The organism is Metabacillus fastidiosus NBRC 101226, from assembly GCF_001591625.1.
Lineage (GTDB): Bacteria > Bacillota > Bacilli > Bacillales > Bacillaceae > Metabacillus > Metabacillus fastidiosus.
The window spans coordinates 1-23,288 of record NZ_BCVG01000064.1; the positions used below are offsets into that span (position 1 = coordinate 1).

25 protein-coding genes are annotated in these 23,288 nt (G+C 37.1%); 21 read left to right on the plus strand and 4 right to left on the minus strand.

All coding sequences use genetic code 11. From position 1 onward, the window contains the following. Window positions 1-133 precede the first annotated feature (133 nt). The 15 genes from yfmF (at window position 134) to BFA01S_RS14540 (ending at window position 16,221) form a co-directional block, all read left to right on the plus strand. Window positions 134-1,414, plus strand: coding sequence for an EF-P 5-aminopentanol modification-associated protein YfmF (gene yfmF, locus BFA01S_RS14470; protein WP_066231930.1), 1,281 nt, complete (start codon window positions 134-136; stop codon window positions 1,412-1,414). After that, window positions 1,411-2,697, plus strand: coding sequence for an EF-P 5-aminopentanol modification-associated protein YfmH (gene yfmH / locus BFA01S_RS14475; RefSeq protein ID WP_066231938.1), 1,287 nt, complete (start codon window positions 1,411-1,413; stop codon window positions 2,695-2,697). The genes yfmF and yfmH overlap by 4 nt, the downstream gene beginning before the upstream one ends. A 12-nt stretch (window positions 2,698-2,709) precedes the next feature. After that, a complete protein-coding gene (gene ymfI, locus BFA01S_RS14480; RefSeq protein WP_066231940.1) occupies window positions 2,710-3,435 on the plus strand; it encodes an elongation factor P 5-aminopentanone reductase in 726 nt (241 codons plus the stop codon). Between the two features lie 104 nt (window positions 3,436-3,539). After that, entirely contained in the window at window positions 3,540-3,803 is a 264-nt protein-coding gene (locus BFA01S_RS14485; protein WP_066231943.1) for a DUF3243 domain-containing protein, read from the plus strand. A gap of 150 nt (window positions 3,804-3,953) precedes the next feature. Next, a complete protein-coding gene (locus BFA01S_RS14490) occupies window positions 3,954-4,745 on the plus strand; it encodes a DUF3388 domain-containing protein (protein ID WP_066231946.1) in 792 nt (263 codons plus the stop codon). An 18-nt stretch (window positions 4,746-4,763) separates the two neighbouring features. Next, window positions 4,764-5,654 (plus strand): helix-turn-helix domain-containing protein, encoded by an 891-nt coding sequence (locus BFA01S_RS14495; protein WP_066231948.1) that lies wholly within the window; start codon window positions 4,764-4,766, stop codon window positions 5,652-5,654. Window positions 5,655-5,716: 62 nt separating this feature from the next. Beyond that, a complete protein-coding gene (gene pgsA / locus BFA01S_RS14500; protein WP_066231951.1) occupies window positions 5,717-6,295 on the plus strand; it encodes a CDP-diacylglycerol--glycerol-3-phosphate 3-phosphatidyltransferase in 579 nt (192 codons plus the stop codon). A gap of 12 nt (window positions 6,296-6,307) precedes the next feature. Continuing rightward, a complete protein-coding gene (locus BFA01S_RS14505) occupies window positions 6,308-7,552 on the plus strand; it encodes a competence/damage-inducible protein A (protein ID WP_305848778.1) in 1,245 nt (414 codons plus the stop codon). Window positions 7,553-7,966: 414 nt separating this feature from the next. After that, the gene (recA, locus tag BFA01S_RS14510; RefSeq protein ID WP_066231959.1) at window positions 7,967-9,016 is read left to right on the plus strand and encodes a recombinase RecA; all 1,050 of its coding nucleotides are present in this window, start codon (window positions 7,967-7,969) and stop codon (window positions 9,014-9,016) included. A gap of 409 nt (window positions 9,017-9,425) precedes the next feature. Beyond that, the gene (rny, locus tag BFA01S_RS14515; RefSeq protein WP_066231962.1) at window positions 9,426-10,988 is read left to right on the plus strand and encodes a ribonuclease Y; all 1,563 of its coding nucleotides are present in this window, start codon (window positions 9,426-9,428) and stop codon (window positions 10,986-10,988) included. Between the two features lie 89 nt (window positions 10,989-11,077). Then, window positions 11,078-11,872 carry a TIGR00282 family metallophosphoesterase gene (locus BFA01S_RS14520; protein WP_066231964.1) on the plus strand — a complete coding sequence of 265 codons (795 nt, stop codon included), beginning with the start codon at window positions 11,078-11,080 and terminating at the stop codon, window positions 11,870-11,872. Between the two features lie 198 nt (window positions 11,873-12,070). Next, the gene (spoVS, locus tag BFA01S_RS14525; protein WP_066231967.1) at window positions 12,071-12,331 is read left to right on the plus strand and encodes a stage V sporulation protein SpoVS; all 261 of its coding nucleotides are present in this window, start codon (window positions 12,071-12,073) and stop codon (window positions 12,329-12,331) included. A 76-nt stretch (window positions 12,332-12,407) separates the two neighbouring features. Continuing rightward, entirely contained in the window at window positions 12,408-13,331 is a 924-nt protein-coding gene (locus tag BFA01S_RS14530) for a dipeptidase (RefSeq protein WP_066231969.1), read from the plus strand. A 283-nt stretch (window positions 13,332-13,614) separates the two neighbouring features. Next, window positions 13,615-15,351: a 2-oxoacid:acceptor oxidoreductase subunit alpha gene (locus BFA01S_RS14535; protein WP_066231971.1), complete on the plus strand. Its 1,737-nt coding sequence runs from the start codon at window positions 13,615-13,617 to the stop codon at window positions 15,349-15,351. A 3-nt stretch (window positions 15,352-15,354) separates the two neighbouring features. Further along, window positions 15,355-16,221, plus strand: a complete 867-nt coding sequence (locus BFA01S_RS14540; protein WP_066231974.1) for a 2-oxoacid:ferredoxin oxidoreductase subunit beta — start codon at window positions 15,355-15,357, stop codon at window positions 16,219-16,221. A gap of 273 nt (window positions 16,222-16,494) precedes the next feature. Here BFA01S_RS14540 and BFA01S_RS22480 read toward each other — a convergent pair whose 3' ends face one another. Further along, a complete protein-coding gene (locus tag BFA01S_RS22480) occupies window positions 16,495-16,653 on the minus strand; it encodes a hypothetical protein (RefSeq protein ID WP_156483741.1) in 159 nt (52 codons plus the stop codon). Window positions 16,654-16,887: 234 nt separating this feature from the next. On the opposite strand from BFA01S_RS22480, the gene BFA01S_RS14545 reads away from it, so the two are divergent. Next, entirely contained in the window at window positions 16,888-17,553 is a 666-nt protein-coding gene (locus BFA01S_RS14545; RefSeq protein ID WP_369690832.1) for a metal-dependent hydrolase, read from the plus strand. A 121-nt stretch (window positions 17,554-17,674) separates the two neighbouring features. Here the strand turns inward: BFA01S_RS14545 and BFA01S_RS22485 are convergent, their stop codons facing one another. Further along, a complete protein-coding gene (locus BFA01S_RS22485; protein WP_156483746.1) occupies window positions 17,675-17,815 on the minus strand; it encodes a hypothetical protein in 141 nt (46 codons plus the stop codon). Between the two features lie 266 nt (window positions 17,816-18,081). On the opposite strand from BFA01S_RS22485, the gene BFA01S_RS14550 reads away from it, so the two are divergent. After that, entirely contained in the window at window positions 18,082-18,291 is a 210-nt protein-coding gene (locus BFA01S_RS14550; protein WP_066231980.1) for a hypothetical protein, read from the plus strand. A 34-nt stretch (window positions 18,292-18,325) separates the two neighbouring features. Here the strand turns inward: BFA01S_RS14550 and BFA01S_RS14555 are convergent, their stop codons facing one another. Further along, window positions 18,326-18,505 (minus strand): hypothetical protein, encoded by a 180-nt coding sequence (locus BFA01S_RS14555; RefSeq protein WP_066231982.1) that lies wholly within the window; start codon window positions 18,503-18,505, stop codon window positions 18,326-18,328. A 372-nt stretch (window positions 18,506-18,877) separates the two neighbouring features. After that, on the minus strand, window positions 18,878-20,434 hold the full coding sequence (locus tag BFA01S_RS14560; protein WP_066231984.1) for a histidine kinase N-terminal 7TM domain-containing diguanylate cyclase: 1,557 nt from the start codon (window positions 20,432-20,434) through the stop codon (window positions 18,878-18,880). 289 nt (window positions 20,435-20,723) lie between these two features. Between BFA01S_RS14560 and BFA01S_RS14565 the strand changes: the two genes are divergently transcribed. The 4 genes from BFA01S_RS14565 to BFA01S_RS14580 form a co-directional block, all read left to right on the plus strand. Then, window positions 20,724-21,284, plus strand: a complete 561-nt coding sequence (locus BFA01S_RS14565; RefSeq protein WP_066231987.1) for a maltose acetyltransferase domain-containing protein — start codon at window positions 20,724-20,726, stop codon at window positions 21,282-21,284. An 82-nt stretch (window positions 21,285-21,366) separates the two neighbouring features. Next, window positions 21,367-22,104: a serine/threonine protein kinase gene (locus BFA01S_RS14570; RefSeq protein ID WP_066231992.1), complete on the plus strand. Its 738-nt coding sequence runs from the start codon at window positions 21,367-21,369 to the stop codon at window positions 22,102-22,104. Between the two features lie 23 nt (window positions 22,105-22,127). Next, the gene (locus BFA01S_RS14575) at window positions 22,128-22,502 is read left to right on the plus strand and encodes a DUF4259 domain-containing protein (protein ID WP_066231999.1); all 375 of its coding nucleotides are present in this window, start codon (window positions 22,128-22,130) and stop codon (window positions 22,500-22,502) included. A gap of 45 nt (window positions 22,503-22,547) precedes the next feature. Beyond that, a partial coding sequence (locus BFA01S_RS14580; protein ID WP_066231996.1) for a hypothetical protein occupies window positions 22,548-23,288 on the plus strand: 741 nt, incomplete at its 3' end.

Consider the following 23,288-nt stretch of genomic DNA (forward strand, 5'->3'; position numbering starts at 1 on the left):
CTGATAGAAGTTTCACTTTATAAATAGAGTCTAGTCTTAATATTTCCATTAATAACCTTGTATTGATATAATTAATAATATGACTTCATACGTATAACTAAAACAGGTAAAGCTAAGTAAAAGGAGTGTTACTATGGCTTATATTGAAGAGAAATTAAAGGAAATAAACGGCTTAACAGTGCATACGATTCCAAGCGGGAAATTTAAAACGAATACAATCGTATTAAAGCTTCTCGCTCCACTGAAAAAAGAAGATGTTACATTGAGAGCGCTTTTACCGTATGTGCTTCAAAGAGGAAATAAAAACTTTCCAACAAGCACGGCATTACGCCAGCATTTAGACGGTTTATACGGTGCGACATTAAATGTCGATTTAGCAAAAAAAGGGGAGCATCATATTATTTCCTTCCGAATGGATATTGCAAATGAGAAATTCCTTGCAGATCAAACACCGTTATTAGAACAAGGAATAAAATTATTATCAGATATTATCCTTCATCCTTTAACAGATGGAGAAGGTTTCACAGATAATATTCTTAATGAGGAAAAGCGCACACTGAAACAGAGAATCCAGTCTGTGTACGATGATAAAATGAGATATTCTAATTTGCGCCTCGTACAAGAGATGTGTAAAGATGAACCGTACGAACTGCATGTCAACGGTGAAATAGACCAGCTTGATGAAATTACAAGGACATCTCTTTATGAATATTATAAAAAAATATTAAAAGAAGATAAAATTGATCTTTATGTTGCAGGGGATGTAAAACAGGAAGAGATTGAAAAGTATGTGGAAACGTATTTTTCTTTTACAGAAAATAAAGCGGTTCAGCCGGTGAAAAGTATGACGAAAGAAAATCCGCAAGTAAAGGAAGTTATTGAGCAGCAGGATGTCCAGCAGGGGAAGCTTAACATCGGATACCGGACTAACAGTACGTATGCTGATGATGATTACTGTGCTTTGCAAGTGTTCAACGGGATTTTCGGCGGATTTTCTCATTCTAAGCTTTTTATTAATGTGCGTGAAAAAGAAAGCCTTGCCTATTATGCGGCATCACGGGTGGAGAGCCATAAAGGCATACTAATGGTTATGTCGGGTATCCAGTCTGAGAACTTTGGAAAAGCAGTCAAGATTATTAATGAGCAAATGGCAGCGATGAAAAAAGGTGATTTCACCGATACAGAAATGGAACAGACGAAGGCGGTTATCCGCAATCAGCTGCTCGAAACGATTGATACGTCCTACGGTTTAATCGAAGTGTTATACCATAATGTCGCAGCCGGCAGAAATCGGAGTTTTGATGATTATTTAGAAGGAATTGCTCAGGTTACGAAAGAAGAAGTAGTGAAAGTCGCTGAAAAAATAGAGCAGGATACAATTTACTTTTTAACTGGAATGGGGGAGAAAGCGTGACAAAACCTATTCGTTTTGAACAGCTGCAAGAGGAATTATTTTATGAGAAGATGAGCAATGGTCTTGATGTGTACGTTCTTCCTAAAAAAGGGTTTAATAAAGCGTATGCAACATTTACGACGAAATACGGTTCTATTGATAATCGTTTCATCCCGCTTGATGGAAATGATTTCGTTACTGTTCCGGACGGGATTGCCCACTTTTTAGAACATAAAATGTTTGAAAAAGAAGATGGTGATGTGTTCCAGCAATTTAGTAAGCAGGGAGCATCAGCAAATGCATTTACTTCTTTTACGAGAACAGCTTATTTGTTTTCAAGTACATCAAACGTAGAACAAAATTTAGAAACATTAATTGATTTCGTGCAAGACCCTTATTTCTCTGAGAAAACGGTTGAGAAAGAGAAAGGGATTATCGGCCAGGAAATTAAAATGTATGATGATAACCCTGACTGGCGCCAATACTTTGGCCTAATCAGTAATCTTTATGAAAACCATCCGGTACGAATCGATATTGCCGGCACAGTGGAATCAATTTCACATATAACGAAAGATTCCCTTTATGAATGCTATAATACATTTTATCATCCGAGCAATATGCTTCTTTTCGTTGTCGGTTCTGTTAATCCGGAGGAAATTTTAACACAGATACGCGAAAATCAGGCGAAGAAGGCGTATAAAGACCAACCTGAAATTAAAAGAGAGTTTCCAAATGAGCGATATGAAGTTGCAAAAACATCAGAAATATTAAAAATGAATGTTCAGTCATCAAAATGTTTAGTCGGTATGAAAGCGAACAATCCGAATCGTTCTGGAAAAGATCTGCTCAAACATGAGCTGTCAATGAATCTCATTTTAGATATTCTCTTTGGAAAAAGCTCTGATCATTACAACCGCTTATACAGTGCAGGATTGATTGATGATACGTTCAGCTATGATTATACAGAAGAGAATGGCTTCGGCTTTGCAATGATTGGTGGGGACACGGACCGTCCGGATGAGCTTGCAGATGAAATTAAAAATATTTTATTTGAAGCAAAGCGCTCCGGACTTGATGACAGCCGCCTGCAGCTTTCGAAAAAGAAGAAAATCGGTTCATTTTTACGGGCGATTAATTCACCCGAATATATTGCAAACCAATTCACAAGATATGCTTTCAATGAGATGAATTTATTCGACGTCGTTCCTGTATTGGAAGAATTGACGAATGAACAAATAACAGAAACTTTAAACGAAGCAATTGATCAAAAATTATTTTCAGTCTGTCAAGTTGTTCCGAAATAGGGGAGAAGATTTTTGGAGAAGTACGCATTAATTACGGGAGCAAGCGGAGGAATCGGCACCGCAATCGCAAGAAGGCTTGCGAAGGAAGGCTACCATTTATATTTACATTATTACCAGAATGAAAAGGCGATTTTATCGCTGCAGCAATCGCTTTTGACTGAGGATATTAATGTTCAAATTATTCAGGCAGATTTGTCGACAAAAGAAGGGGTACAGACACTAGTCCAAAATGTCTATACCTCTGTTGACCTGCTCGTATTAAACAGCGGGATTAGTTATTACGGATTAGTGACTGACCTGAATGATGAAGAAATAGATATGATGATTGGATTACATATAGCAAACCCGTTCCGCATTGCACAAAAGTTTATCCCAGCAATGGTGAAGAAACGAGCAGGAAATATTATTGTTATTTCTTCCATTTGGGGATTGACCGGAGCGGCTTGCGAGGTACTTTATTCTACTGTGAAAGGCGGACAGAATGCTTTTGTAAAAGCATTGGCAAAAGAGCTTGCGCCAAGTGAAATTAGGGTAAATGCGATTGCGCCCGGCGCAGTCGCAACAAATATGCTTTCACAGTTTTCTGAAGAAGAACTAAGAGAGCTTGAAGAAGAAATTCCAGCCGGCAGATTAGGAAAACCGGAGGAAATCGCAAATACCGTCGCATTTTTGGCATCTGATGACTCTTCCTATATAACTGGACAGATTCTTTCTGTTAATGGCGGATGGCATTGCTAACTGAGGATTAGTGAAAATAGATGGAACCCCTTTTGAAAAAGATGTATAAAAAATCGGCTATGAGACAAAATAAGCTCGTAACAATTAATAAAGGAGGGGTTCCTATGTCAATTTTAGAAAATTGGGATGAGTGGAAAAATTTCCTTGGAGATCGCTTAAATCATGCACAAAATGAAGGAATGGATGAGCAGGTAGTTTCAAATTTAGCTTTTGAAATCGGTGACTACTTAGCAAAGCAAGTCGATCCGAAAAACGTGCAGGAACGAGTTCTTGCAGACCTATGGAGCGTTGCTTCACAAGATGAACAGCAGGCAATTGCAAACATGATGGTGAAGCTCGTTCAAAATAACGGTACTGGCGCGCACTAAAAAGGGAGGAGAAAATCCTCTCTTTTTTTATACATATGATTTTTGTCGGATTATTTGAAATGTTTCTATATTGGAAACGTTTCTTCTTTCTTCTTTTGGTAAAATGATTTATTATATGGTTAGAGTAGGCGTTTTAAAGGGGGTCTTGGCGTGACAAAAGAATGGTATTTAGAATATGAAATTCAAAAAAACCGGCCTGGACTATTGGGGGATGTTTCTTCACTATTAGGTATGCTGTCAATTAATATTATTACAATTAATGGGGTAGATGATTCCAGACGGGGTCTGTTGTTAAAATGTGAAAGCAATGATCAAATCCGCAGGCTTGAGTCCATTTTAAATACGATGGATCATATAACAGTAACGAAGCTTAGAACTCCTAAGTTAAGAGATCGTTTAGCTGTCCGTCATGGACGCTATATTCAAAGGGATGCAGATGATAAAAAAACATTTAGATTCGTACGGGATGAACTTGGATTATTAGTTGATTTTATGGCAGAATTATATAAACAGGATGGCCATAAATTAATCGGAATTCGGGGAATGCCGCGCGTAGGGAAGACCGAGTCTATTGTTGCTTCAAGTGTCTGTGCGAATATGAGATGGGTATTTGTCTCTTCCACGCTTCTAAAGCAGACGATACGCAGCCAGCTGATTGCCGATGAATACAGGGATGATAATGTTTATATTATCGATGGAATTGTTTCAACGAGGAGAGGATCTGACCAGCATTTACAGTTAGTTCGTGAAATCATGAGGCTTCCGGCGACGAAAGTAGTTGAACATCCGGACATTTTCGTTCAGAATACAGAGTATACTCTCGATGACTTTGATTACATAATTGAAATTCGTCATGATCCTGACGAAGAAATTACATACTATAAAAATGCAGAAGAGCCGCGGATGTTTGACCAGTCAAGTATATCCGGCTTCGACTTTTAAATATGGAAGGTGTTATTGTTGGGTGAATTAGGAAATCGACTGAAAGAAGCAAGAGAAGAAAAGAACATGAGCCTCGACGATCTGCAAACGATAACGAAAATACAAAAGCGTTATTTGCTTGGCATTGAAGAAGGTAATTATGGCATTATGCCAGGTAAGTTTTATGTACGGGCTTTTATTAAGCAGTATGCGGAAGCTGTCGGCTTAGATCCTGAGCAAATATTTGAGGAGTTTAAAAGTGAAATACCAAGTACATATGATGATGAAGAATCAGTTGAGCTATCAAGAGTAAAAACACATAAGGAATTACCGAAATCGGCTTCTAAAGCTATTGAGATGCTTCCGAGAATATTAGTTTTTGGAGTTGTTATTGCTGTTGCAATCGTTATTTGGGTTATAAGCCAGCAGAACGGCGGTTCAAAAAATGATATGGCGGAAAAAGAAAACTCTTCTTCACAAGTGGAAGATGTAAGCAAGGAAAATGATTATTCAAAAGCTAACGATGTGACAGGGGAGGATGCTGCTTCAGAAGAGACGGCAGAAAAGGACAAGCCAGCTGAGGAAGAAAAAGCACCTGAACAGCCTGCACAATCAATCGCAGTGCAAAATACTCAGAAAAGAACGACGACATATGAGCTGTCCGGCACAGATAAATTCGAGCTGGAAATTTCCTCTAAAGAACGTACATGGATCAGCATTAAAAATGGGAAAGGGAAAACATTCTACTCTGCAAACTTAGAAGGCGGCCAGTCTCAAAAGCAGGATTTCTCAGCTGAAGAGGAAATAAAAATCGTTATTGGTTATATGCCGAACACAGAAATAAAAGTAAATGGTGAAGTATTAAAATATGAGCTTGATCCGACAAAAGTGACAACTCAAAATATTAATATTATCCATAAAAAAGAGTAAAGTCATCATCAGTGATGACTTTCTTCTCGTCAATTTAAATATGAATGCAGATGGAGGAAACTATGAATTTACCTAATAAAATTACTGTTTCCCGAATTTTACTCATTCCAATTTTCATGGTTATTATGTTAGCGCCATTTGATTGGGGAGAGCTTAATTTGGGAAAAGAAACAATACCAGTTACACATTTTGTCGGTGCATTACTATTTATCATCGCTTCAACGACAGACTGGATCGATGGTTACTACGCAAGAAAATTAAATCTTGTAACAGATCTAGGTAAGTTTTTAGATCCGCTTGCAGATAAATTGCTCGTTTCTGCAGCACTTATTATTTTAGTGCAATTAGGTTTTGCACCGGCTTGGATTGTTATTCTTATTATTAGCCGTGAATTTGCAGTTACAGGATTAAGACTGGTGTTAGCTGGAACTGGTGAAGTAGTAGCAGCGAATATGCTCGGTAAAATTAAAACATGGGCACAGATTATTGCGGTATCGGCTTTGCTGTTACACAATCTTCCTTTTGAGCTCTTGTCTATTCCTTTTGGGACGATTGCACTTTGGATTGCAGCGTTTTTCACTGTGTATTCAGGCTGGGATTATTTCGCCAAAAACAAACAGGTTTTTCTTAATTCTAAATAGGTTGGGGGATTCATCTTGGAAGCAAAAACAGAAATTATTGCGGTTGGCTCAGAACTACTATTAGGACAAATTGTAAATAGCAATGCTCAGTTTCTGTCAAAGCAGTTAGCAGAAATCGGAATTAATGTTTATTATCACACAGTTGTCGGTGATAACGCAGAAAGATTGAAGCAGGCAATCAAAACTGCGCAGGAACGTGCGAATATTATTATTTTTACAGGCGGGCTTGGACCGACAAAAGATGATTTAACAAAGGAAACAATCGCAGATGTATTAGGAAAAAAACTCGTAACGAATGAGGAAGCATTGGCGAATATCCAAGATTTCTTTGATAAGACAAAGCGGGTTATGTCAGAAAATAATAAAAAACAGGCAATCGTTTTAGAGGATGCAGAAGTATTAAGAAATGAAACAGGGATGGCGCCTGGAATGGGAGTGGAAGTAGACGGCCGTTTTTATATGCTGCTTCCGGGGCCACCGAGCGAAATGAAACCGATGTTTACAAACTACGGACAACAATTTTTAATTAATAAACTAGGTATTCAGGATAAAATTATTTCAAGAGTACTTCGTTATTTTGGTATCGGTGAATCAAAGCTCGAAACAGATATTGAAGATATCATTGATGCACAGACAAACCCGACGATAGCACCTCTTGCTTCAAATGATGAAGTAACACTCCGTTTAACTGCGAAGCATAAAGATGAGGCTGCTGCGATAAAGCTGCTCGATGAAATGGAAGAAAAAATTAATGCCCGTGTTGGTGAATACTGCTATGGCTATGAGCAAACGACAATCATGGGTGAATTGAAAAAGCTTCTTCATGAGAAAAACTTAACGATAGCTGCTGCTGAAAGTTTAACAGGAGGCCTTTTCTCTGAGCAATTAACAGCGATAGAAGGTGCGTCCCAAATTTTTAAAGGAAGCATTATATGCTATACGAATGAAGTAAAAGAGCAGCTGCTAAAGGTATCATCTGAAACATTAGAAAATGAAGGTGCTGTAAGCGCAGCTTGTGCGACTGAAATGGCAGATAACATTAGAAAGATTACAGGAAGCGATATCGGCATAAGCTTCACAGGAGTCGCTGGACCTGACAGTCTTGAACGCCACCCGGTCGGAACAGTGTTCATCGGAATCTCAATGGCAGATCGTGAAACAGAAGTGCAAGAAATCAACTGGGCAGGCAGCAGAAACGCTGTCCGGACACGAACAGTGAAATTCGGCTGTCACTATATTATGCAAATGCTTAAATAATAAATAACAAAAACTTGGAATTGTCGTATTGCGATATTCCAAGTTTTTTTAATAGAGTTTCGGTGATATAAATGAAAGTTTCATTATCATACCTGAGTACATGTCTTTATTTACTTTTAATCTACTCCTTATACTGACACAGTGGGTACTAAACTCATCTGTTTTTATAATGTTCTATTTGCTATCATCTTGTTTTAAAAATATTTTTATTGAAATTTCCTCTCTTTTCTCCTTTATAAATTATAGGAAGGGCAACGATACAATACGTTTCAAACTATCATTATGTCAATTTATTAAACTTGAATTTTTTATGATAACTGGAAATAAAAATATCGAATAAATGTTCGTTTTTTGCTTGGCAAAAGATTAAAAAAAAGGTATAGTATTAGTAGTGAAATAAAAGGAGGAATCATTTTGAGTGATCGTCAAGCCGCTTTAGAAATGGCGTTAAAACAAATAGAGAAACAGTTTGGTAAAGGTTCTATTATGAAACTAGGAGAACAAACTGATCGTAAAATATCTATATCTCCTAGTGGATCACTAGCTCTTGATACAGCACTTGGAGTAGGTGGATATCCACGAGGCAGAATAATTGAAATATATGGACCAGAGAGCTCTGGTAAAACAACGGTAGCACTACACGCAATTGCAGAAGTACAGCAGCAGGGCGGACAAGCTGCATTTATCGATGCTGAGCATGCGCTTGATCCTGTATATGCACAAAAGCTTGGAGTTAATATTGACGAGCTGCTTCTTTCTCAGCCGGATACTGGTGAGCAGGCGCTCGAGATCGCTGAGGCGCTTGTAAGAAGCGGTGCAGTTGATATTTTAGTTATTGACTCTGTTGCGGCATTAGTTCCAAAAGCTGAGATTGAAGGAGAGATGGGTGATTCCCATGTCGGACTTCAGGCGCGTTTAATGTCACAGGCATTAAGAAAGCTTTCTGGTGCGGTCAATAAATCAAAAACAATTGCTATCTTTATTAATCAGATCAGGGAAAAAATTGGGGTTATGTTCGGAAATCCTGAAACAACTCCCGGCGGCCGTGCGTTAAAATTCTACTCCTCCGTTCGTCTGGAAGTGCGCCGTGCTGAAACTTTAAAACAAGGCAATGAAATGGTTGGTAATAAAACAAAAATTAAAGTAGTAAAAAATAAAGTAGCTCCACCATTTAAAGTGGCAGAAGTTGATATTATGTATGGAGAAGGGATTTCAAAAGAGGGCGAAATTATTGACTTAGGATCTGAAGTTGATATCGTTCAAAAAAGCGGTGCATGGTATGCATACAATGAAGAACGTCTTGGTCAAGGCCGTGAAAATGCGAAGCAATTTTTAAAAGAAAACCCTGCAATCCGTGCAGAAATCCATGAGAAACTCCGTCAGCATTACGGATTAGATGAAGATGTTATTGCACCAAAAGAAGAAGAAGATCAGGATGAATTTAATTTACTTGATGAAGAATAAAATGAGGCGCTTGCCTCATTTTTTTTTATAAGTTTTTTGAAAATGAGATTCAGCATGATAGAAAACTACTGAACTGTATCATTTATTGCAGAAATTTGTCTTTTTATAAGAGAAAAGAGAAGTTATGTTAAAAAAGTTTATCAATGATTAAAAACGTTTTACTCCTGAACTTGACAATGAAAATTCACACATTTACAATAAAGTAGTATATTTTACTTTTTTGTAGAATTCTGATTAAAAGCACTTTGAAAGCATAATGTTGATATTTGGACAAACTTATTTATTTAAGACTTTATCAACATGTGAAACTAAAGCTTTGTGCTGTATATTGATGACATTATTTGAGCAATGTACATGCCGACACTTTAATCTAGCAAGAAATAAGTTCATAGCAAGGGGAGGTGAAAAGATGGACCTACTTACAGCAATCATCTCCATTTTGCTTGGCCTAATCGTCGGTGCAGTTGTTGGCTATTTTGTTCGTAAATCCATTGCCGAAGCGAAAATTGCCGGCGCAACGAATGCTGCTGCGCAAATTCTTGAAGATGCAAGGCGTGATGCTGATGCGACGAAGAAAGAAGCGCTCCTTGAAGCAAAGGATGAAATTCACAAGCTTCGCACGGAAGCAGAGCAGGAAGTTCGTGAGCGACGAAATGAGCTCCAAAAACAAGAAAATCGCTTATTACAAAAGGAAGAGAATCTTGATCGTAAAGATGAGTCATTAGAAAAACGTGAAGTCATGCTTGAGAAGAAAGAAGATTCTCTGAATGAGAGACAACAACATATTGAAGAGATGGAAAGCAAAGTGGAAGAGATCGTGCGTAAACAGCAAACAGAGCTTGAGCGTATATCGAGTCTGACACGTGATGATGCAAAACAGATTATTCTTGAAAAGGTTGAAAATGAACTTAGTCATGAAATTGCAGTAATGATTAAGGAAACAGAAAACCGTGCAAAAGAAGAAGCTGATAAGAAAGCGAAAGACATTCTTTCACTCGCGATTCAACGCTGTGCTGCTGATCATGTAGCGGAAACAACAGTATCTGTAGTAAATCTTCCGAATGATGAGATGAAAGGCCGAATTATCGGACGTGAAGGCCGTAACATACGTACGTTAGAAACATTGACAGGAATTGATCTTATAATTGATGATACGCCTGAAGCGGTTATTTTATCTGGATTTGATCCTATCCGTCGTGAAACAGCGAGAATTGCACTCGATAAACTTGTACAGGACGGAAGAATTCACCCGGCAAGAATCGAGGAGATGGTAGAGAAATCTCGTCGTGAAGTCGATGAATACATTAGGGAAGTTGGGGAACAGACAACATTTGAAGTTGGTGTTCATGGTCTCCATCCAGACTTAATTAAAATACTGGGGCGTTTGAAATTTAGAACGAGCTATGGTCAAAATGTTTTAAAACATTCAGTAGAAGTGGCGAACTTAGCAGGTTTAATGGCAGCTGAGCTAGGCGAAGATGTTACATTAGCGAAGCGGGCGGGCTTGCTTCATGATATCGGAAAAGCAATTGACCACGAGGTGGAAGGAAGCCATGTTGAGATTGGTGTAGAATTAGCTACGAAGTATAAAGAACATCCAGTCGTTATTAACAGTATCGCTTCCCATCATGGGGACGCGGAGCCGACTTCCATTATCGCAGTAGTCGTTGCTGCTGCTGATGCATTATCTGCTGCACGTCCGGGTGCACGCAGTGAAACGCTTGAGAACTATATCCGCCGACTGGAGAAATTAGAAGAAATTTCTGAGTCGTATGAAGGTGTAGAGAAATCATTTGCAATTCAGGCAGGCCGTGAAGTTCGTATTATGGTAAAACCAGATACGATTGATGATCTAAAGGCCCATCGTTTAGCGCGTGATATTCGTAAGCGAATTGAAGAAGAACTTGATTACCCTGGTCATATAAAAGTGACTGTCATAAGGGAAACGAGAGCAGTTGAATATGCAAAGTAAAGTGGTGCAGATATGCGCCACTTTCTTTTTTCCTCTAATTATGTAAAACTTAGTACATACGTAAATTTTAAGCAGAGAGGGCTTTAAACATGAAAATATTATTTATCGGAGATATATTCGGTTCGCCGGGAAGAGATATGGTAAAACAATATTTACCGAAACTAAAGACGAAGTACAATCCACATTTTATTATTATCAATGGGGAAAATGCAGCACATGGAAAAGGAATAACACAAAAAATATATAATGAGTTTATGAACTTTGGTGCAAATGTCATTACGATGGGAAATCATACTTGGGGAAATCGTGAAATTTTTGAATTTATCGATGGAGCGGATAAGCTTATAAGACCGGCAAATTTCCCTGAAGATAATCCTGGAAAAGGAATTATATACAGTAAGGTAAATGGGAAAGAAATTGCTGTTATAAATTTACAGGGACGAGCATTTTTACCTCCTTCTGACTGTCCATTCAAAAAAGCAGATGAGCTTATTAAACAGGCAGAGAAGCGTGGGGCGATTATATTTGTTGATTTCCATGCAGAAGCGACAAGCGAGAAGCAGGCAATGGGCTGGTATTTAGATGGCCGGGCTGCGGCTGTCGTTGGTACGCATACACATATTCAAACGGCGGATAACCGCATTTTACCGAATGGAACAGCATATATAACAGATGTCGGCATGACAGGACCATATGACGGTGTGTTAGGTGTGGATCGTGATCTTATTTTAAAAAGATTTTTAACAGGGCTGCCTGTAAAGCATGATGTTGCACAAGGAAGAGAACAGCTTAGTGCAGTTATTATTGAAATAGACGATAAAACCCGTTTAGCGAAAAAAATTGATCGTATTTTAATTAATGAAGATCACCATTTCTTTGAATAATAGAGAGTTTTTAGAATTTTATGAAAAAAAACGATTACTTGCAGGAATAGTGTCTCCTTCTAGTGAATATAGTAACAATGGAATGATAAGCCAAGTATGTTTAAAAAGGGAAATTAGGGGAGCCTTTTTAAACAGATCTAATAATGATTGTTCTAATGAACACTCAAGGAACCATTGTAAAAATAAGGGGGACTAGAAATGGAAATATTAAAAGTATCAGCAAAGTCAAATCCAAATTCCGTAGCAGGAGCGCTAGCAGGGGTGTTAAGAGAAAGAGGTAACGCTGAAATCCAGGCTATCGGTGCCGGAGCATTGAACCAGGCAGTGAAAGCAGTAGCGATTGCAAGGGGATTCGTAGCTCCGAGTGGTGTTGACTTGATTTGTATTCCTGCATTTACAGATATTCAAATAGATGGTGAAGAGAGAACAGCAATTAAATTGATTGTTGAGCCTCGTTAAATAGATTTGCTTCTTTAGGGCTGTCTCATTCATTTGAGACAGTCCTTGTTTTATATTTTTAACTGGAGGAGATAAATTGGTAATTTTCGATGCCCATTGTGATCTGCTTTATAAATTATGGAGAAATCCTGAAATAGACGTAAATACGAGTAACATATTGCAGGCTTCTTTACAGCAAATAAGAGATAGCGGCGGCAAGATTCAATGCTTTGCTGTTTTCGTACCAGAAGATGTCCCGTTTACGAAAAGATTCGATGCTGCACTCGAACAAATCAGCTTATTTTATAAAAAAGTGCTTGCTGAAAATAAAGATATAAAACTAGTGAAGACGAAATCTGAAATAAATGAATTACACAGTAATGAAATTGGAGCAGTTTTAACATTGGAAGGCTGTGATGCAATCAGCGATGATTTGCATAAATTACATATTTTCTACGAATTAGGAGTACGCTCCGTCGGTTTAACATGGAATTATGCCAATTTAGTCGCAGATGGTGCACATGAAAGAAGAAACGGCGGGCTGACAAACTTCGGAAGAAAGCTTATTCATCGCTTGAATGAAAAAAAGCTATGGACAGATTTATCACATGCGAGTGAAAGAAGCTTTTGGGAAGCGATTGAAATTGCCGACTACCCAATCGCTTCACATTCTAATGTTTACAAGCTTTGCCCGCATGTCCGCAACTTAAAGGATGAACAAATAACTGCCCTTATAAAGAAAAATGGAATGATCGGTATTACATTTGTTCCTTTCTTTACAGCATCTAGTAAACACCCGCAAATATTCGATCTCCTGCAGCATATTGATTATGTTTTAAGCCTGGGCGGAGAAAATCATCTCGGCTTAGGATCAGACTTTGATGGTATTGATGAAACAATTATTGGACTGGAAAATTATCGTTCCTATGTTGATTTAATTGATGCTTTGCAAAAGAGATATGTGGAAGAAATAGTGGAGAAAATAATCTATAAAAATTTTGTCCAACATATTTCCTTTTAAATTGGCTTTTATAAGTATAATTGGCATTAAGTTTCATAGATTTTCTAAGAAGATTTGATAAAGTGAAACTTCCATCAGTGGGGGTCTTTTCTCATCCTCCACTGCAGCTCACCTGAAGTAGTGAATTTAGTACATGTTCTATTGTTCGGATCTTTAGGGACAGTGGATCTCCCACTTAGCTTCCTCGAATTCCTAGAATGTTGAAGCGGGAGTCTTACTGCCCATTAAAGCTGGGATAAAGCTGTTATATATAAAATATTTTTATAAAAGGGGTGCAAAGCAGATGGTCAATCAGCTTTCATGGAAAGTCGGGGGACAGCAGGGAGAAGGGATTGAAAGTACTGGTGAAGTATTCTCCACCGCTTTAAACCGGCTAGGCTATTATTTATATGGATATCGTCATTTTTCTTCCCGGATTAAAGGCGGTCATACGAATAATAAAATTCGTGTAAGTACGAAAGAAGTCCGTTCTATTTCTGATGACCTTGATATTTTAGTAGCATTTGACCAGGAAACAATTGATGTTAATTTTCACGAAATCCGAAAAGGTGGAATTGTACTTGCTGATGCCAAGTTTAAGCCAGTGATCGAGGAGGAAAAAGGGGTCACATTATATTCCGTTCCATTTACAGAAATAGCAGCTGAGCTTGGTACCTCATTAATGAAAAATATGGTAGCAATCGGTGCAACAGCAGCAGTGCTTCATCTCGAACCAGATTTGTTCCATGAAGTCGTACAGGAAACGTATGGCCGTAAAGGAGCAAAAATGGTAGAGAAAAATATGCAGGCAATTAAAAAAGGGGCGGAATATTTAACAGAGGAACTCCAGTATAAACGAACGGATTTATATTTGGATGAAGCCGATGGGAAGAAAAGAATGTTTATGATTGGAAATGATGCGATTGCATTAGGTGCTCTTGCTGGCGGAGTCCGCTTCATGGCTGCATATCCAATTACTCCAGCTTCTGAAATTATGGAATATTTAATTGATAAATTACCTAAGTTTGGAGGAACAGTTATCCAAACAGAAGACGAAATCGCCGCATGTACGATGGCAATCGGTGCAAATTATGCAGGTACCCGTTCGTTTACTGCATCAGCAGGTCCTGGCCTGTCTTTAATGATGGAAGCGATCGGTTTATCAGGAATGACAGAAACACCGCTTGTCGTCATCGATACACAGCGGGGCGGTCCAAGTACAGGTCTTCCGACAAAGCAGGAACAGTCTGATTTAATGGCAATGATTTACGGAACACATGGAGAAATTCCGAAAATCGTCATTGCGCCGAGCACTGTGCAAGAAGCTTTCTATGATACAATTGAAGCGTTTAATCTTGCCGAAGAATATCAATGCCCGGTTATTTTATTATCCGATTTACAGCTTTCCCTGGGAAAACAGACAGTCGAACCGCTTGATTACAGCAAGATTCATATTCGCCGAGGCAAGCTTATTGATAACGAGCTCCCTGAAATTGAAAATAAAGGCTATTTCAAACGGTATGAAGTGACGAAATCAGGAGTTTCTCCGCGTCCGCTTCCAGGAATGAAAAATGGTATCCACCATGTAACAGGAGTAGAGCATGATGAAACTGGTAAGCCTTCTGAAAAATCGTCAAATAGAAAAGATCAGATGGATAAAAGGTTAAGAAAGATAAAATCGGTTCCATTACAGATGCCGGTTTATAAAAATATTGTACATGAGCATCCGGATATCTTATTTATTGGCTTTAATTCAACGAGAGGAACGATTGATGAAGTGATTTCCCGTTTAGAGAATGAGGGAATAAAAGTAAATCATGCACAAATTCGACTCATTCACCCGTTTCCAATAGATGAAATAATGCCTATCGTAGAAAAAGCGAAGAAAGTGCTTGTGGTTGAAAATAATGCAACTGGACAACTTGCAAATATATTAAAAATGAATGTCGGTTATAGAGGAAAAATTTCATCCATATTAAAATATGACGGTAATCCGTTCCTGCCTAATGAAATCCATATGCAAGCAAAGGAGCTGTTATAATTTATGGCGACGTTTAAAGATTTCCGTAACAATGTAAAACCGAACTGGTGTCCAGGCTGCGGGGATTTCTCTGTTCAGGCAGCGATTCAGCGGGCAGCAGCAAATATTGGAATTGAACCGGAACAGCTTGCGGTCATTTCGGGTATTGGCTGTTCGGGACGGATTTCCGGTTATATTAATTCATACGGGTTTCACGGGATTCATGGCAGATCCCTGCCGATTGCCCAAGGTGTGAAGATGGCAAATAAAGATTTAACCGTCATCGCATCAGGAGGGGATGGTGACGGATTCGCTATTGGTCTTGGACATACGATCCATGCGATTCGCCGTAATATGGACATTACATATATCGTCATGGATAATCAAATCTATGGATTGACAAAAGGTCAGACGTCGCCGAGAAGTGATATCGGCTTTAAAACGAAGAGTACGCCGAACGGCTCAATTGAATCGGCATTATCTATTATGGAAATGGCATTGTCAGCTGGGGCGACATTTGTCGCACAAAGCTTCTCAACAGACTTGAAAGACTTGACGGCATTAATTGAAGCGGGGATGAACCATAAAGGCTTTGCATTTATAAATGTGTTCAGTCCATGTGTCACATATAATAAAGTAAATACGTACGAGTGGTTTAAGCAAAACCTTACGAAGCTGAAAGATGTAGAGGGATATGAGGCCGGGAATAAGGCCGTTGCTATGAAAACATTAATGGAGCATAACGGACTTGTTACAGGTTTAATTTATCAGAATAAGGAACAGAAATCATATGGGGAAATGGTAGATGGCTATAGCGATGAATCACTCTCCAAAATAGATTTATCTATTAGTGAAGAGGAGTTTAATAAATTACTGACAGAGTTTATGTAATGGGGATGAGCGTCCTAGTAAAACTGGACGCTTTTCTTTTAGAAGGGAGATAAAGAAGTTGAACGCTTCAGCAATACTAACACAAGTAGTCTTTGTTTTATTCGTTGCAGGACTTGCTTTCGTATTATATAAAAATGCTAACAGAAAAAAGTAGAATAAAAACAGACCACGTATAATAGAATGCGTGGTCTGTTTTACTAAATAGCAAAATGAAATAGTAGTAATGAAGAGTATTCGGTAGAGTAGTAATAGAAAGTTTGTTAGAGGAATGTTTTAATGCTTATAAACTTCGAAAAATGCGTCAGAAATATCAAATGAGATAGGATCGTTCTTTCGATAGGCTGGCTTTTTTACATCACGTTTAAACGTTTTATATCCACCGATAAAAGCTTCAGAAATATAGTATTCATGCAAATGAATTACTTTCCCCATTTTATTCAGCTCCTTTTGTTATTTCTTATCTTTATTATGGAGCAGAAAAGCTTTCATGACAAAGCCCCTATTTTGCCATGAAAGCGAAAACAATTCCAATGAAAGCCAATGTCATAGCTGTTTTTCAAGCATAATCACTGTTTATCAAAGATTATAAGGCATATCCTAAATAAATGGTCAAAGAAGGTAAAAACGGGAACAAATGATTGCATATTTCCTAAAATGAAGTCTATAATGAATAGAAAACTAAAAATAGAAACAGGGTGGACATACTTGAAGGGAACAGCACATATGACAATTGGTGCAGCGGCAGGGGCGGCTGTCGCAGTGACATTACAGACAGAAACAGCAGCAAGTCTTTTCTTAGTTGGACTTGGTCTCGTATCGGGATTAATTCCTGATTTGGATATTGATGGGAAATTAAGTAATAAAATTACGATTTCCCATACATTTTTCCGGAAAATCACTCAATTTATTGGTCTATTACTTATTATTTATAGTTATTTTAAGGGGCTTGATCCTGAAAAATGGTATGGGATTGGAGCAGGGACCACTGTCATTATTATCGCTTCTTTTATTAAGCAAAGGACGATGCTTACTATTACAGGAATCGCTGTGTTAATAGGCGGATTTTTCTTAAAGGAAAATTGGCTGGGTTTATTAGGTATTTATATTATATTTGCTTCCTTCGTGGCGCATCGCAGTTATACACATTCCGTCATAGGTTTAATCTTTTTTTCTATTATCGCTTTTCAATTGGAAGCATCTTTGAAGCTTGAAGGAGTTTTCACTGCCTGTGTACTTGGCTATATAAGCCATTTAGTTGCAGACATGAAATTTCTCCCTTTTAATAAAAGAGGGGTTAAACTGTTTTTACCATTTTCCACAAAGGAATTTTAAAAAAAGCTAGGCAACATGATCGTTGCCTAGCAAATATATATTAAGTGTTGAAAGATGAAAAACTTGGGGAAATAGTTGTTGAGGGAAATGAGAAGGAAGTATATACTTTATTCCTTATGTATTACTTCTTATAAGCTGTTAAAAATGCACTGGAAATATCAAAGTCTTGTGTGTTTTTTACTTGTTTTTGCTTTTCACTGTTTATCCCGCCTGTAAAATAAACTGATAAATTTATCGCATCTTCTTTTAGAAATTTTCCCATTTTATAAATCACCTTCCGTCATTTGATAGTCTCATTATCTCCTATTTTAATCCTATTGACAAAGCTGTAAAACGTCCATGAAAACGAAAACAAATGAAATGAAAGCCAATATCATCCATGTTTTCCTCTTAAAATCTCCTTATTTTATCATTTATCTATAAGGTTTGATTTAATGGAACTCCGTACTGATAACAGTGTGATGAAGCGTCTTCTTTGGGAATATAATTAAGTGTAGTAAGAATGGCAGGAATAAAGGGGGAATCTTAATGGTTTTGTTGTATATATTAGGGGGATTATTTATTTTCTATGTTATTTTCAGCCTCTCGTCTATTAAGTATCAATTAAAATTAATATCAAAGCATCTTGGTGTGAAAGAGGAGGAAATAGATAAGGTGAGCAATGAAGAAATTGAAAAAGAATTAGAAGAAGATTTTAAAGGTTTAATGACCTTTCATGTGAATAAAGAAGATAAATAGGAGGATGTCCAAAAAAACAGCCTCCTGAAATGGCCTATATGTTTACGCTTACAAAGAGATTAGCTGCTGCTTCTGGATTTCCGTTTATAGCGGTTGCTTCCGCCCGTTGGATAGCGCTTATAACGGCCGCTGCTGCTACTGCTGTTTCTGTAATAATGTCTACCTCTTCTTTCACTGCTGCTGCCTCGGCGGTAATGACTATGTCTTCTTTCACTGCTTCCTTGGGACATCTTTTGAATTTGCTTTATTATCTTTTTAAACATATAGTGGCTCCTTTCCATTTTGGGAGTTTGTTTTGTTTATTTTAACATAGTAACCTTATAGAAAATGAAAATATTCCAATCTTTAATAAAATTTTAATAAATATGTAAATTTAAACCTTCTTTATGAAACAGCTCGTTATCCGTAAAATGATTCAAAGAGATTGGAACATATTACTGATAACATAGTGTAAGAAAATTCATGGCCGACAGATGTATATAAGTCCAGCTCCAAAAAAACGTATTAAAGTATAGTTTAGAATTTTGCTGGACCTGTATAGATGCCGTTCTTATAGATTTAATAAAAATCAATCATTATATTTTCGTCATTCCACCGGAATAATGAAAGAATCGTTTATTGCTAAATGAACGGAGTTTCGGCTGTTTTCTTTAGAGATATATAATGCCTTATCAGCCTGTTCTAAAAGTATATGGAGTGTATTGCTGTTTTCTCTTATTTCAGTAACTCCGAAACTTGCCGTAATGGTGATAAATTTTTCGTTTAGATGGAGGGGAGTTTTTGCAATTTCTGCCCGGATTTTCTCTGCTATTTTCCCTGCTTCAAGAATATTTGTATCAGGCAAACAAACAACAAATTCTTCGCCTCCATATCGACCGAAAATATATTCTGGCTGAAGGCTCTTTTTACATAATTCCACAACATGGCAAATGGCGGCATCGCCGGCATGATGTCCGTAATGGTCATTAATTTTTTTGAAAAAATCAATATCGAAAAGAAAAAGAGATAAAGATTTGTTCAATTGAATTGCTTGTTCCAGCTGCTCTTGGCTTCTTTTCATAAAGTACGTCCGATTATAAATCTTTGTTAAGCCATCGGTATATGCAAGCTGTTTCAGCTGAGCCTCAAGAACTTTTTGTTCTGTGACATCACTTAAAACAATTGTCTTTCCTACCGCTATTTTTTTATTATTAAAGACCTCTGTTACATGAATGTAATAGTATTTATTGTTTTTTCTATTCATCCATTCAAATTTCTGTTGTTCCTCAGAGATGTCTTCTTCCATTTTCCAAATATCATAAATGTTCTTGCCAATAGAAGAGGAAAGGAGAGTTGGAATCATTTTCTCTGCTGCTTCATTGTAATCAACAAGCCGATTTGAAATATCGACAATAAGGACACCGTCCCGCATACTTTCAAATATACGGTCCCTTGCTATCGGAGCTATCATAAAAAGCTTTGTTGAAATGATTGCCCAAAGATATAATGCAGAAGTAAAACACATGACGATTGGGACTGGATCCATTCCGTAAGGAGAGACCCCGATTGGATAAAGGAAGGAAGCAGCCATTGGAATAATCTGACCTAATATTAAAGTCATGACCTGTTTCCAATAAACTGCCTTTACCCGTTTCCAATACCATATTAAAATACAAGTACCAAATAAAAGACATCCAAATGTATAGCTGCCGTGAACAATATACAAAGGACCGACAATCATATCGACTAACGGTGTTTTTTCATTTGGACGCAAATAAACGGACTGATAAAATAAATGGTGGAAATCATTCGTCAAGCTCATCAAACAAGTAATAATTGGGATGATGTACAAACTTGTAATGATTTTACGTTTTAAAAATCTATGTAATCCCGTATACTGTAAAATTAATATTAAACAAGTTGGTGCTATAAAAGGCAGCCCGAAGTATTGAAATTTTAACCAAATCTTGATTTCTGCTAAATTGTTGCCTGCCAGTTCAAAAGCATGTCCAAATATATAGATGGCTGAAAAGCAAGATATTAAAATAAACACGTTACTATTAGAAAATACTTTTCTTTTCACAAATGCGTATATCGCTAGAAGAATCGATAAAACACCTGATATGGAAATAATAACAATATAATGAAAAATGTCCGGATTCATTATTCCACTCCAACATGAAAGATAGTCAATTCAAAAAGTTCTAAAATATTATAGCAGACTTATTAATATATAAGCATTACTTAATTTTTAAGTGTTATCCCACACTTAACGGGAAGTATGACTCTCACCTGAAGATTTTAGTGAAGGCGGTGGGGAATTAACTACCCGTAAAGGTCCGATTAGTTCATCTAAGAATGACTGGGAATGAGAAAAACTCTCATTTATTGAAGATTCACTTTATAAAGGGTTATATGAAATAATAATATATTTTAATTAAGGGGATGAAACGATGAAAACAGAAAAAGAGAAAATGCTAGCCGGAGAAATGTACAATGCTGCAGATCCTGAATTAGTAAGAGACCGCCAAAAGGCAAGATATCAGACTAGAGTATACAATCAAACATTAGAGAATGAAATAGATAAACGTACTAAACTGTTAAAAGAGTTTTTCGGATCTACCGGAGAAAGCCTGTTTATCGAACCTAATTTCAGATGTGATTACGGCTATAATATTTTTGCCGGAGAAAATTTTTATGCAAACTTTGATTGTGTTATTTTGGATGTATGCACGGTGAAAATAGGAGATAATTGTTTTCTTGCTCCGGGAGTACATATTTATACAGCGACACATCCGCTAAATCCGTTTGAACGAAATTCCGGATTGGAGTATGGAAAACCGGTTACAATCGGAAATAATGTCTGGATTGGCGGAAGAGCTGTTATTAATCCGGGTGTAAATATAGGTAATAATGTCGTCATTGCGTCAGGAGCGGTCGTAACGAAGGATGTACAGGATAATGTTGTAGTTGGGGGCAATCCTGCAAAGGTAATTAAACAGATTGAGTTATAATGAAACTGGCATATAAGGGGTGAGAACAATATCTATTTTTCGTTTTTTTCGGAAAATCTATCAGTTTTTCGTAGATATACCTATGAAAGAAGGAACTGTTTTAAGCGGGCGCTACGAGATTTTAAAGGTAATAGGGATGGGAAGCTATGGTATTGTTTATCAATGCCGGGATATGAAAACAAAAGAGAAGAAAGTATTGAAACAGCTTCGGCCGAGCAAGCGCCGCAGTAAAAAAGAGATAGCATTGTTTCAAAATGAAACTTCTATCTTACATACATTACATCATGAAAATATGCCGATATTATATGATAATTTCTCAGAGAATGGGTATTTATTTTATGTCATGAGTTTGATTGAAGGGGATAATCTAGAAGATGAGATTTTCTTTCATAAAAAAACATTTAATGAGAAAGAAGCTTTGTTCCTTCTTGCTGACTTACTGGAATTAGTCGATTATCTCCATCAAAAAGATATTTACCATCAAGACTTGCGTATTCCAAATATTTTAATGAAAAATAAGCAGCTTTTTCTAATCGATTTCGGTTTGTCCAAGCAGGGAGATCTGGTCCATCAGAACGATAATGTGAAGATGAAGCAGCAGGACTATTATGACTTAGGGGAAATTCTTTTATATTTGCTTTATACGACATACACTTCCAAAAATAAAAAAGCTCTTCCATGGACAGAAGAACTTTCTTTAGAAAGAGAAACTGTTCATCTATTAAAAAGATTATTAGAAATAGAAGAACCTTATTCAAACACTGAGGAAATTTCAGCAGATCTTTATAATGCATGCAAGAGACAAGAAAAAGTAATTTAATAAGGAAATGGAGTGCTGATAAAATGGGTGCCTGGGGAACTGGAATATTTGATAATGATACGACTTGTGATGTTCGAGATGATTTCTATGAATTATTAGAAGACGGTTTATCTGTCGAAGAAGCAACGAAGGAAGTGTTACATGATTATTTAGAAGAGTTTGATGAAGATGATTTAGAAGTCATCTCATGGGTATTTACCGGGCTTGCAGCTGCTCAGCTGGAAAGGAATATTCTTCAGGAAGAAGTACGGGTAAAAACTATTGAAGTGATTGATGAAGGCGCAGATTTAGAGCTTTGGGCGGAAGATGGAGAAAATGAGGGTGTTGAAGAAAGAAAAGCGGTTCTGGATGAATTAAGATCTAAGTTAATAGCCGCTGGTAAACAAGGAGCACAATAGCTATAAGTATATCCTTACGTAATAAGAGAAGGAGACTAAATTTTTATGGGAATAGTATTACATTCAAAATTTCACTTATATAAAAACAGACTATTTTCTTTGCCGTCTCCTCTCCAGGAAGCAGATCTTATAAATGACCAATTTCTGCTTGATAAAGATGAGAAGAGGAAAATAGAAATTTACTATGCTCCTTTTGATTACATAAATGAGCATGCAAAAATAGCGATTATCGGTATTACACCTGGTTTGCATCAAATGAAAAAGTCTTTTTCTACGATATTAAGTGTAAAGGATCAATTAGCAGATGAAGAAGAAATGTTACATGAGGTAAAGAAAAATTCAAGCTTTGAAGGAACGATGAGGAAAAATCTTATTGCAATGCTGGATGAACTGCAATTACATACCTATTTAGGATTGCCATCGACAAAGGAGTTTTTTGATAAGGCAAACGACCTTGTTCATACTGCCTCTATGATTTCTTATCCCGTTTTTTATGACGGGAAAAATTTTAATGGATCAAGACCGAATATTTTAAAAACAGATTTGCTTAAGAAGTATATAGTTGAAAACTTTGTTCCAGAGATAAATAGGTTAAACAAGCCGCTGATCATTCCTTTAGGAGTAAATGTATCAAATGTATTAAACTTTTTAATAGAGAATCATTATATTCCATCTCAGTCTATCCTGAGCGGTTTTCCGCATCCGTCCGGAAGTAATGGTCACCGCCACAGGCAGTTTGCTGAAAATAAAGAGCGGATGAAGAATATAATTCAAACATGCTTTGGA